Raw genomic sequence first — 13,112 nt, forward strand, 5'->3', positions numbered from 1 at the left:
AGCACCCCAAAGTTAAAGTGTTACTATAACTTTGGGGTGTAGTTCAAATTAGTAAAATGTCTTTTTAATACTTTAAGCTAACCAACTCTCGTGTAAATACGTCGATGGAAATCCTTTGCTTTAAAAAATGTTGCGGAAACTTAAACTGGTTATTGAAGAGAAATAAAAACATACCTGAACAAATTTAAAGACATTCTAGTCATCATTGGCTTCAACGAATCACGTCCTGTCATAATATGAAAAATATTAGCCGAGTTATCGTTGAATTTATGTTGTGGACCCCTCTAATAGACTAATTGGAAGCTTTGTTTCATGCGGAAAATCTGTGAATTCTCCTTCGATCTCCCTTAGCAAAATATTAATTGCCTCCTTAGCAATCAATTCAATAGGCTGTCTTATTGTCGTAAGTTCCGGCAAAACTGTCCGTACCGTTTCTGTACCATCATACCCTACAATTTTAACATCTTCAGGGATCTTCTTGCCATGACGCTTGGCAGCGGTTATGTAGGAAGCTGCAAATATATCATTTGTTGCAAATATCCCATCTGCTTCAGGATGTTCACTAAATATGTTTTCTATGATTTCTTGCTGTTTCTGTACATTAAATACTTCTGGTATTTCATATATTATCGGTACTTTAACTTCTCTTACTAGTGTATCTATATATGCTTCTCTTCTTTTGTACGATTTTTCTAGCTCTTTCACGCCGTCAATCAGAACTATTTGTTTACAACCTTTTCTGATTAATAGTTCTGTTGCTAGCTTGCCTCCTTCGTAATTATCTGAACTTACAACAGGGATTGTTTCAGATAAGTAGCGGTCTATTGATACAACAGCTAGATTTTGCTTCTGATAATTCAATATGCCTAGGTTATGGGTGCCTACAATAATCCCATCAACTTGATTGCGCATCAGCATATCTAAGTACTTTTTTTCTTTATCTTTTTGATTAAGACTATTACAAAGCAGCACTTTATAACCTAAAGAAGCGCAGATGTTCTCCAAATGAAATGTAAGCTCACCGAAGAATGGATTGGTTGTTGTTGGCATAATGATACCTATCAAGTTGGAACGTTTCGTAAACAGTGAACGGGCAACATCATTTGGAAAGTAATTCAGTTTGGTCATTGCATCGTGCACTTTATCTCTCGTCTGATTGCTTATGTACCCACGATCATTTAATACACGAGAAACTGTTGTAGGCGATACACCGGCTAATCTAGCAACATCCTCAATTTTGGGCTTCAATTTTCCTCATCCTCTTTCTCCATGCTAAGTATAAATTATTCAGCTACGCTAAAAGGCCTTCGCAAAGGCTCAATCGTATCTCGAGATTGAATAAGATTCACCGATTCTAATAAGATATAACATTATAGTCCAGCAAATTAAAATCTTCTTCAGCCAGGTTGAAATCCTTATGGACTGCGTTACAGAAATCAGTATGTCCATGCCAATCAGTATGGATTTCAGCATTTCACTTGGATATTTTTCTCACTATGTTCATGTTATCACTATTGGTCAGCTTTTTGTATCTTCTTCATCTTTAACAAATCAGCCACTCTTGGTTTTTTACCATAAGTCACTGATACGTTTTAAGTTCCATACCAAAAAAAGGCAAACACCTAGTTTAGCTACAAGAAATTCGTAGTTAAAGACTTTCACGTCAAGCATATGTCAACCGGTTGATATATGGAAGCGCTTACTGTAATATGGAAGTGATAAATAACTGGCAACAGAACAAGTAGCAATTACCAAAAAAAGGTGGGGAGGTTTCAGAGATTAACGCCAAAACAAACTTAACTAATTGGGAAGTCCGTGGTGCAGGTACATTTGAAGAGACGAAGCAGGGATTAAAGCTTACTTCTGAAACAAACGAGAATGTAATGGCGATATCAAGTGTTCATTCGGAAGACTTTATATATGAAGCGGATATAAAGATATTGGAAAAATCAGCAGATGCTACCTTGGTATTTCGATCCGGTGAAAATGTTTGGGATTCCTATATGGTTCAGATAGTACCAGATCCAGGTCTGGTCCGGCTACGCGATGCTCGTGATGAAAATAGATTGAAAGAAGAAGTTGAAGTAAATATCAAAGAAGACAGTATTTATCATGTAAAGGTAAAAGTAGCAGCAGAAAATATTAAAGTGTATTGGGAGAAACAGTATACCCCACTAATAGATTCTACGATTTCACTTTATGATAGAGGGCAATTAGGATTACATGTATGGAATGGTTCTGCACTTTTTCATAACGTGAAAGTGAGCGAGTTCAAAACAAATTTAGGTTCAACCATAGTTGAAGAAGGTAACTGGGAACCAAGCATAAAAGGATTGAAAGGAATTGCTTTAGAGAATGAAATAGCTACGCGTTACTATGAGATCCAGTCGAGTGATTTCGTATTGGAAGGTAATATCTCCTTTGATGAAGAACAAGCGGAGGCGGGTTTTACGTTTCGCATGACTGAAAATGGAACAAGTGGTTATCACGCTTTGTTTAAAAAAAATAATGATGAAATGACAGTAGAATTAAAAAAAGCAGATGGTACAGTTCTTGGAAGATCATTACGAGGTTTCGAATCACTGATTGGTACAAAACATCACTTGGAATTAATAGTAATCCGCGAGGAAATTACAATGTTTATCGATGGCTACCTCACCCCAGCGATTGAAGTTACGGATAGTAGTTACACGGGTGGTGTAACAGGAGTGACGGTATCAAGTGGTAAAGCGTATTTTCAAGATATCTATTTAGTGCCCACAAATAGATACTATAAAGAAAAGCATAGACCGAAATATCATTATTCCCCGGCTAGGGGATCTGCGAGCGATCCAAATGGGCTTGTATATTTCGCGGGAGAGTACCATCTCTTTCACCAAGATGGTGGGAAGTGGGCGCATGCAGTTAGTGAAGACCTTATTAATTGGAAACACCTGCCTATAGCTTTGTCGTGGAATGATGCTGGGCATATATGGTCAGGATCTGCGGTGGTAGATTTGCACAATGTATCTGGGCTATTTTCAGAATCTGAAGATAAAGGATTGGTTGCATACTATACTAGTTTCAACCCAGATGCTCAGAACGGAAATCAACGAATCGGTCTTGCATTTAGTACGGATAAAGGACGGACATGGGAGTATGCAACCGAGCATCCATTCGTGATTGAAAACCCTGGAAAGGATATGGATGATCCAGGTTCTTGGGATTTTCGCGACCCAAAAGTAGTACGGGATGAAGCAAATGATCGATGGGTTATGGTTGTTTCAGGAGGAGACCATGTTCGTTTCTTCACTTCCAAAGATCTTAAACGCTGGGAGCATAAGGATAACTTTGGATATGGTAATTATATTCGTGGAGGAGTATGGGAGTGTCCTGATCTTTTTAAACTTGAAGTTGAAGGTACAGCCGAGAAAAAATGGGTTCTTATGATCAGCACAGGAGCAAATCTGAATACGGAAGGATCTGATGCAGAATATTTCATTGGTCATCTGACACCCGAAGGAAAATTCATCAATGACAACCCAATTGGAAAGGTATTAAAGACAGATAACGGGAAGGAATTTTATGCGTCTATGTCTTTTGCGAATATGCCGGATAATCGCCGGGTGACAATTGCATGGATGTCAAATTGGGATTATCCCTTTGAATTTCCAACAGAAGGATGGAAGGGTCAACTTACTATACCGAGGGAGCTACGTCTGATTCAAACCGATGAAGGAATCAGACTTGCTCAATCGCCAATCAAAGAATTACAAACAATTCGCAGGACTGTTTTTTACGTAGAAAATAAAGAAATTAATGCCAACAATGCATCTAACTTATTAAAAAAAATAAAAGAAACTTCTTTTGAAATTGAAGCGGAGATGGAGATACCCTCTAATAGCGGCGTTACAGAATTTGGTTTTCGAGTTCGGGAGGGGACAAACGATAAAACTATTGTCGGATACAATACAGCAGCAGAGCAATTATTTGTTGATCGTTCTGAGTCAGGGCAGACGGATTTTTCGAATCAATTTTCAACGTTTCACGCGGCAGAATTACAACCGGAAAATCAACGAATTAAACTAAATATCTTTGTGGATAGTTCTGTTGAGGTTTTTGCGAATGATGGGAAATGTGTATTTTCCGATGTGATTTTTCCTAATGCAACGAGTATGGGAATGAGCTTCTATACAGAAGGTGGTCCTATCCGGATTATTTCATTAACTGTCCACACATTAGATGATATTTGGAATAGGGACACTGATGAAGGGGCTAGTATTGTGTTCAATTCTAGCAAGGAAGAGATGAATATTGGAGATACAATTTCCATTGAAGCGGTACGCAAAGGGACAGGCGTTCAACCACTTAAATGGTCATCATCTGATCCCGATGTTTTAAGTATAGAAAGTGCCAACAATTGCAATGCCGTACTGAAAGGTACTGGTGCTGGGGAAGTGTTGCTCACTGTTTCAACACGAAATAATAAATTGTCTGAAAGTGTGGCAGTTTGTGTATATGGAGAGAATTTTGTCACAAATCTTAGTGGTTGGAAATCAGATACTGCTGCCGCTAAGTGGATTGCTACTGAAGAAGGAATTCGCGGATCGCATACCAGTGATGCTAATTATGTGGCAAAGGAAACTGGTGGAAACTTTATCTATGAGGTAGACATGACACTTGAAGAGGGTGGTGCTGGAGCTATCCTTTTCCGAACAAGTGAAGATGGTAAAAGTGGATATTACTTCAACTTGGATCCAAATATGAAAGCTTATCGTCTCTTTTATAAATTAAATGGCCGCTTTGAAGATAGCATGGTAATTGATAACACACCAGTATTTATTATGCCGAGAGAGACCTATCGAGTGAAAATAATGGCTGATGGTCCACATATTCAAATTGAAGTAGACGGGGAGAAAGTAATTGATACTAAAGATAGAACCTTTGCAGAAGGACATTTTGGGTTGAATGTATTTGGAGGCAAAGCTACTTATCAAAATGTGAAAATCTATAACGTCTCCAATGAGTAATATCCGAGTAGACCTCCGACGTTCGACACATCTTGTGTTGAACGTCGAATTCAACTGATATTCACGTAATAATAACATTTGTTTTGCCCTGACCAAACGATGCCGCATTGAACTTCTGTTTCGTTCAATAAGCATAAATGAAAGAGATTTTGTTATCTAGGCGAAGGAGTAGAATAATGATGGATATGTCACGATGGTATTTAAGGCTGGGTACCTGGTTGTTTAATCTATTTTTGTTAAATCTTTTATGGATTTTTTTTACGTTCGCTGGATTCATTGTGCTGGGAATATTTCCGGCTACTGCGGCTTTATTTGCTGTTCATCGCCGTTCTATCATGGAAGATAATGATATTCCCGTGCTTAAACTCTTTTTAATAAACTATAGAAAAGAATTTTTCAAGGCAAATCTTTTGGGATATTTGTTGGTGTTTATTGGAGCTGTACTATACATAGATTTTCGAGTTGTTCAACTAATTTCCGACAAACAGTTACAGAGTATTTTGGTTAACATAACAGTCGTTATCATGGTTGTCTATGGTATTACACTTTTGTATGTTTTTCCGTTGTTCGTACATTTTGATCAAAAACTTTCTCAATACCCGAAAAATGCAATAATATTAGCAGTTGGTCGACCGATGCGAACTTTGATAATGCTTCTGGGTTTATTGTTGGTTATCTATTTTTGTTTTTATATAACTGCGCTCATCCCAGTAATTGGAATCAGTTTGTCTAGTTATATTATTATGTGGACAGCTTTGAAATCTCTACCAAAGAAAACAGATTCGATGGACTGAAAGGAATTAACATCTAAAGTATGCTATATTTGCATTTTCGCCAGCAATATAATAGATGAACACGGAAGTATACTGTTACTGCTTTTATTTCATGTAGAGTGATTCATAGGAAAAGAATCCATTTTGATTAATTTTTTCAAAATGGATTTTTTTTAGTTGTGTTTTGGTGTTTGAGATTAAACTTAACGCTGCAATTTTCCCATGTTATTAGGCTATTTTGGCAAGTTCGCTAAAGCATCAACAAGTCATTTCTCATCCTCTATAATTTTCGGTCAACCGGTTGACATATGTAAGCGCTTACTGTACATTATTGGTAATAAGCAGTAACGAATCTGGATTATACGGCAATTCAAGGAGGGAGCTTTTTGGAGAATAAAGATATACCGTCAAAAAATGTAGCTAATTCCAGTTACAAAGTAAAACACAATAAGCAGCCACAACACAAACATCGCCTTAAAAAAAATATGGGCAACAATTATATCCTTTATATTTTCTTGCTGCCCGCAATTATCTTGACTATTGTATTTCATTACGTGCCTATGTATGGAACAATCATTGCTTTTAAAGATTTCAGCCCGATCAAAGGAATTTGGGGAAGTGAATGGGTAGGATTCGAGCATTTTGTGAGTTTTTTACAGTCACCTAATTTTCTGCAAATCCTAATAAATACAATCAAACTAAGTTCTTTTGATCTCTTAATTGGTTTTCCTATACCAATCGTACTGGCGTTGATGTTAAATCAGCTAAGACGGGCTAAGGCCAAGAAAAATATTCAATTAATTCTGTACGCACCACACTTTATATCGGTAGTGGTAATTTCCGGAATGCTGTTTATATTTCTTTCTCCTACAGGACCAGTGAATAGCCTGATGACAATCTTCACGGATGAGCCCTATTCATTTATGTCTGATCCAGATGCATTTCGATCTATTTATATCTGGTCCGGTGTATGGCAAGGTGCTGGCTTTGCTTCCATCATATATGTTGCAGCATTGTCAAACGTTGATCCGCAACTTCATGACGCTGCTACGATGGATGGTGCTTCATTGTTGCAACGAATCAGACATATTGACCTTCCTACACTGAAGCCTGTGATGGCTGTGCTGTTTATATTGGCTGCAGGAGGAATAATGGCCATTGGCTTTGAAAAAGCATATTTATTGCAAACAAGCATGAATTTACCTGCTTCTGAGATCATATCAACTTATGTTTATAAAAGGGGGCTGCAAGCTGGAGACTATTCGTTTGCAACAGCTGTTGGTTTGTTTAATGCAGTTATTAATGTGATATTGCTGTTTACTGTGAACTATGTGGTGAAGAAACTTAATGATGGGGAAGGTCTTGTATAGAGAGGGAGGGGAAAAATGAACAGTTTAATGAATAATTCACGGAAAGACCGGATGCTTTTGCTCATCAACAAAGTTCTCTTGATTTTTATTATTTTAATCACGCTGGTACCACTTTTGTATGTATTGTTGGGGTCTTTTTTACAACCTGATATTTTGTTAACACAAGGGTTTTCGCTAAATCCAGATCATTGGACGGTAGATGGTTACACCCGAATCTTTGCTGATGGATCGATAATGAGAGGTTTCTTTAATTCGATACTATATGCAACCTGTTTTACAATTTTATCCGTTTCTATAGCAATTCTTGCTGGTTATTCGTTATCTGTCGACAATCTAGCTTTAAAAAAGCCCATCATGTTTTTCTTCTTGTTCACCATGTTTTTTAGCGGAGGTCTGATTCCGACGTACTTGGTTGTTCGAAGTCTAGGACTTTTAGATACTATGTGGGCAGTTATTTTACCTGGTGCCCTCTCTGTGTGGAACATTATTTTGGCAAGGACCTATTTTAAAGGACTTCCCAAGGAACTGAAAGAAGCAGCTAGAATTGATGGTGCATCTGATTTTATGATTTTCTTAAAAATCATAGTTCCACTATCAAAACCAATCATATTCGTGCTGGCACTGTATGCGTTTATTGGACAGTGGAATGCATACTTTGAGGCAATGATATATTTGGAAGATCAAAGCAAATACCCACTGCAGCTTATTCTACGCTCTATATTAATTCAAAGTGAAGTAAATCCAGGAATGATATCCGATCAACTTGCTATGGCTGAAATGCAACGGGTATCAGAGATGATTAAATACTCATCCATTGTCTTGGCGAGTCTACCTTTACTGGTCATGTATCCATTTTTCCAGAAGTATTTTGAAAAGGGTGTCATGGTAGGATCCTTAAAATAAATGAGAAAAGGGGAAACAAATGAAAAACTTTAAGAAAGTATTGTATGGAGTGGTGTTAGGGTCGGTTTTGCTTTCGGGTTGCTCAGGTGAAAAGAGTGCTGCAGAGGATTACGGACTATCGGATATACGTTTCCCGGTAGAAGAGGATGTCACACTTAAGTTTATGATAGGAAGCTCACCAATGGCTCCAGAAGATCCAAACGATAAGTTGATTTCTCAGCGCTTGGAAAAAGAAACAGGAGTGCATATCGAATGGGACAGTTATTCAGGTGAAGTGTTTACGGAGAAAAGAAATTTAGCAATGTCAAGTGGTGACCTACCTGATGCGATAATGAATTCAGGCTATAGTGATTATGAATTATTAAACTTGGCAGATGATGGCGCCATAATTCCGGTTGAAGATTTAATTGAGGAACATATGCCGAATTTACAAAAAGTATTTGAACAGGCTCCTGCATATAAAGAAATGGTGACAGCTCCCGATGGACATATTTATTCCTTTCCGTGGATAGAAGAATTAGGTACCGGAAAAGAAAAAATCCAAGCAGTGGATGGAACCGGCTGGATTAACGTGAAATGGTTGGAAGATTTGGGGTTGGAAATGCCTCAAACAACGGAAGAATTAAGGGAAGTGCTCATCGCGTTCCGCGATAAAGATCCTGCCGGTGGCGGAAAAACCATTCCAATGTCTTTCATACTAAACGGGGGACAAGAAGATCCTTCTTTTCTATTCGGATCATTTGGCGTGGGGGACAATTGGGATCATACAGTCGTGACAAATGATAGAGAAGTCGTGTTCACACCAACGACTGATGGATATAAAGAAACCATGAAGTATTTACATGATCTTTATAAGGAAAATTTAATCGATGTGGAAGCGTTTGAACAGGATTGGAACAATTATGTTGCCAAAGGTGGAGAAGAGCGCTTCGGCGTATATTTTACCTGGGATAAAAATAATATTTCAGGTGAAAGTTATGAGATGCTTCCTGCCTTGGAAGGGCCGCAAGGACATAGAAATGTTGCTATGAGTAATGCGATTGGTTTTGACAGATCGCGGATGGTTATAACTAGTGCTAATCAGAATCTAGAATTAACAGCTAAATGGATCGATCAAATGTATGATCCCCTCCAATCTGTTCAAAACAATTGGGGCACTTATGGAGATAAAGAAAAGCAGAATATCTTTGCGTACGATGAAAGCGAAAATATGTTAAAGCATTTGGAATTGGAAGGGACAGCGCCTGTGGAATTGCGGGAACAGACATCATTAGGGGGGCCGTTGGCAATTTTGGACAGCTATTATGGTGAGGTTACAACAATGCCAGATGATGCAGCCTGGAGAATGGAGTTAATGCATGATGTATTGGTACCTGACATGAACGCAGATTACACGTATCCAAATGTATTTCACACACTGGATAATCTCGAAAAAATTTCTAAAATTGAGGCGGACTTGATTCCTTATGTAGAGAGAAAACGTTCTGAATGGATTGTCAATGGGAAAGTGGAAGATGAATGGGATGATCATTTGGATGAAATGAATCGCCTAGGATTAGAGGAATGGCTGGAAATAAAACAATTCGGATTCGACGAATACATGAAAGCACAGGAGGAGAATTAATTGTCTACTCATAATCTCTTAACATACAGACCAAACTTACATTTCGCGCCAAAAGAAAACTGGATGAATGATCCAAATGGAATGGTTTACTTTAAAGGTGAATATCATCTGTTTTTTCAACATAATCCAAACGACAGCATACATGGCCCTATGCATTGGGGGCATGCTGTAAGTAAAGATATGATTTCTTGGGAACAACTGGATATAGCTTTATATCCCGATGACCTTGGAACGATATTTTCGGGAAGTGCAGTAGTGGATTGGCACAATACTTCGGGGTTCTTTCCGAATGAACCTGGATTGGTTGCTATATTTACCCATCATTTGCATGAAGAAGGTAAAACGCCTGTTCAAAGACAAAGCCTCGCATTTAGTAGTGATCAAGGGAGGTCATGGATAAAATATGAGCAAAACCCGGTCCTTGTTCACGAAACAAAAGTAGATTTTAGAGATCCAAAGGTTATGTGGCATAATGATACAAATAAATGGGTGATGGCGGTGGCAACTGGCCAGACTATCTCGTTTTATTCATCCCTCAATTTAAGAGAATGGAAATTTGAAAGTGAATTCGGGGAAAGGATGGGTTCTCATGACGGCGTATGGGAGTGTCCTGATTTGTTTGAGCTGCCCATTATCGGCAAGAACGAATCGAAATGGGTACTGTTGGTGAGTATTGGTGATAACCCAAAATTGGAGAGCGGGTCACGCACGCAATATTTCGTCGGATCATTTGATGGACACCGGTTCACTCCTCATCATAAAGACATTAAGTGGTTGGACGCAGGAAAAGATAATTATGCCGGGGTCAGTTTTTCTGATATCCCCGAGATGGACGGGAGAAGAATTTACCTTGGATGGATGAGTAACTGGCGCTACGCAAATAAAGTTCCTACCTATGGTTGGCGAAGCCAAATGACGCTGCCGCGTGAGCTTCAATTACAGCAAAAACAGGATAGTTACGCAGTTATCCAAACTCCTGTAAAAGAGTTAGATTCTTATTTTTCAAAATCTGACTCTCTAGGCAATGTGGTTGTGTCAGATGATTCACCATTCCAACTAGAGTTGAATACGCCTTACTTTATGTTTGACTTTGTTATGGAAAATGTAGACGCTGCTTCTTATAGTATTACGTTACATCACACAAGTGACCAGATTACAACTTTACACATCGATACGAAAAAAAACCTATTGTTGCTGGACAGGAGTCAATCAGGAAAAGTGGACTTTTCTAGCAACTTCACTCATGTCCAAACCATTGAACTCGATTGTACAGCAACACTGAAACTTTGTGCAGTTGCCGATTCTTCTTCCATCGAAGTATTTGTCAATGATGGAGAATACGCTTTAACCAGTCTAATCTATCCAGATAAGATATGCTCAAAGCTTTCTGTATCGAGTGAGCAAGGAACGATTAACATTGTTAAAGGAATAATTTCAGTACCGAGTGAATAATCTGCAGTAGAAGTAGGACAAAGTTATATACCTAGTTTACGGCACAGCACACACAGCTCAGACAGGTAGGGCATAATATTTGGTAGGTTGTTATGTTGATTGATTATTTTTCACCTTTTTAATTTATGTTTTGTTTCTGCTTTTCGGAGTATTGTTGTTGATGGAAGGAATAAAAAAGACAGCTCACTGAAGATAGTAGAGAACCAGGGTTTCTCTACTATCTTTTTTATTCTCGTTGTGGGTGAAGTATATTTTTATGTGTTTCTCCTCTTAACCGGCAAGAGTGAAACCCGGTGGAGATGTTTTGTAAGCTGCAACTTCGCTTTATTGTTTTGGGTAATTTAGTATTTTGTCTGGAAGTAATTTGAACTAGGTATTACTTAAGATAATGTAAAAAATTACTTCTCTGTCTGCTAGCTTCCGTCTGGAGATTTGCGAAGTCATACGCTAAAACTTCCTTCTGCTAAACCTTTATGCAAAATGACCTCATTCGTGCGCTATAACTGTTCACAGTGTGTTTGAGTGGTCGTCTTCATATAAAATTACCTTGTTTCGTTTTGGTTTATTATTGCTTAACAAGAACATCGATAGAACGGTAAATGTAAACACAATGGAGCCTAACACAAAAAATGTAGTTTCAAAACTAGTCGAATCAAGCATACGTCCAATAACATTCGAAAACACGATGACACCGATTTCGCCTGATATTTTAAAGCCAATCAGATAAATCGTCGCTGACATTCGCTGGTCAAAGTTAAGTGAGATATATTTAAATACAGCAATAAGCATAATTGGGAGTTCGAAAGCGTGTAATAGTTTGATTAGTGAAATGCCAATTGGACCGTCTACAAGTGCTGAACCAATGATGCGAGAGCCCATGATAAAACCTGCTAGTATCAATGCTTGCTTTGTGCCAACTTTATTGACAATAAACGGGGCCGCAAATAACATCGCAGATTCCATAATAACTTGGAACGAATTCAAATAGCCATAGACCTGTTGCCCGGATGCTGCATCATGAAACAGTTCCGTAAAATAGACTGGAAAGAGCTGAACGTCGTAGACCGTGTAGATGCAAGTAGTCCCAAATAAGTAGAGAATAAGAAACCAAATTTTCTTTTGTTTGAAAACGGATAAAATATCTGCAATGGAAAGGTTCGTCGTTTTCTTTTCCTCTTCTTTTCCCACTTCCGTTTTAAAGAAATAGTTTAATATAAAAAATCCAACACCGCCCACAGAAGCCATCCAGAAGTTAAGATGCGGGTTAATGCTTAGAAGCAGACCGGCAGTGAATGTTGCTGCTGCATAGCCGAGGGAGCCCCACATTCTTGATTTTCCAAACTCAAACTTATACTTCCGGCTGATTTTCTCTGTAAAGGATTCCAGAAAAGCCACGCCAGCCGTAAAACCTGCTCCAAAATAAAGTCCGCCTAGAATGGCCCCTGTATAGAAAGAGGAAAGCAACAATGGTTCATAAAGATAGATTATAAATGGTCCCGTCCCCATTAAGATAACGCTCTGAAACCAGAGGAGGTGTTTTTTCGTGCCGATCTTATCCTGAACCACCCCATAAAACAACATAAAAACCAAGGATGAAAAGGAATTTACAGAAAAGATAGTCCCCGTTTCTGCTCCAGTTAAACCAAGCGTTTGATTCAGCCAAATCGAATAAAACGACCACCATACAGACCAAGTGATAAAAAATAGAAATAGAAAACCAGAAGAAAACCAATAGTTCTTGTTTGCAAAAGTATTCAATCCAAACCCCTCCCAACTATTTGAAAGCATTTTCTGAAACCGCCTTCATAATAGCTTGATTGGTGTGAATATGTCAACCGGTTGTCATAAGGGGGATCGGTTTTTGAGGGAGCAAAGTCATTTTTAAATTACGTGAATTGTAAAATTAAGCTGGACAATTAAAAAGGCCATTCGTGGTACACTCAAAATGTATTTCCGACCAAAGAAAACATTGGAGTGATCA

Annotated in this window: 8 protein-coding genes; 6 read left to right on the plus strand and 2 right to left on the minus strand. The window is 38.3% G+C overall.

Annotated features, from left to right (window positions below):
* Positions 1–267 precede the first annotated feature (267 nt).
* The gene (locus BLQ53_RS15695; RefSeq protein WP_093728254.1) at positions 268–1,248 is read right to left on the minus strand and encodes a LacI family DNA-binding transcriptional regulator; all 981 of its coding nucleotides are present in this window, start codon (positions 1,246–1,248) and stop codon (positions 268–270) included.
* A gap of 635 nt (positions 1,249–1,883) precedes the next feature.
* On the opposite strand from BLQ53_RS15695, the gene BLQ53_RS15700 reads away from it, so the two are divergent.
* From BLQ53_RS15700 to BLQ53_RS15725, 6 genes are all read left to right on the plus strand, one after another.
* The gene (locus BLQ53_RS15700; protein WP_244499366.1) at positions 1,884–5,009 is read left to right on the plus strand and encodes a glycoside hydrolase family 32 protein; all 3,126 of its coding nucleotides are present in this window, start codon (positions 1,884–1,886) and stop codon (positions 5,007–5,009) included.
* A 176-nt stretch (positions 5,010–5,185) separates the two neighbouring features.
* On the plus strand, positions 5,186–5,803 hold the full coding sequence (locus tag BLQ53_RS15705; RefSeq protein WP_170829732.1) for a YesL family protein: 618 nt from the start codon (positions 5,186–5,188) through the stop codon (positions 5,801–5,803).
* Positions 5,804–6,267: 464 nt separating this feature from the next.
* Positions 6,268–7,152, plus strand: a complete 885-nt coding sequence (locus BLQ53_RS15710) for an ABC transporter permease (protein WP_093728265.1) — start codon at positions 6,268–6,270, stop codon at positions 7,150–7,152.
* A 15-nt stretch (positions 7,153–7,167) separates the two neighbouring features.
* Positions 7,168–8,055, plus strand: a complete 888-nt coding sequence (locus tag BLQ53_RS15715; RefSeq protein ID WP_093728257.1) for a carbohydrate ABC transporter permease — start codon at positions 7,168–7,170, stop codon at positions 8,053–8,055.
* Positions 8,056–8,074: 19 nt separating this feature from the next.
* Positions 8,075–9,679, plus strand: a complete 1,605-nt coding sequence (locus tag BLQ53_RS15720; protein ID WP_093728258.1) for an extracellular solute-binding protein — start codon at positions 8,075–8,077, stop codon at positions 9,677–9,679.
* Positions 9,680–11,131, plus strand: a complete 1,452-nt coding sequence (locus tag BLQ53_RS15725; protein WP_093728259.1) for a glycoside hydrolase family 32 protein — start codon at positions 9,680–9,682, stop codon at positions 11,129–11,131.
* A gap of 507 nt (positions 11,132–11,638) precedes the next feature.
* Here the strand turns inward: BLQ53_RS15725 and BLQ53_RS15730 are convergent.
* Positions 11,639–12,889 carry an MFS transporter gene (locus tag BLQ53_RS15730; RefSeq protein ID WP_244499367.1) on the minus strand — a complete coding sequence of 417 codons (1,251 nt, stop codon included), beginning with the start codon at positions 12,887–12,889 and terminating at the stop codon, positions 11,639–11,641.
* Positions 12,890–13,112 lie beyond the last annotated feature (223 nt).

This window comes from Terribacillus halophilus (assembly GCF_900101385.1).
Classification (GTDB): Bacteria; Bacillota; Bacilli; order Bacillales; family Amphibacillaceae; genus Terribacillus; species Terribacillus halophilus.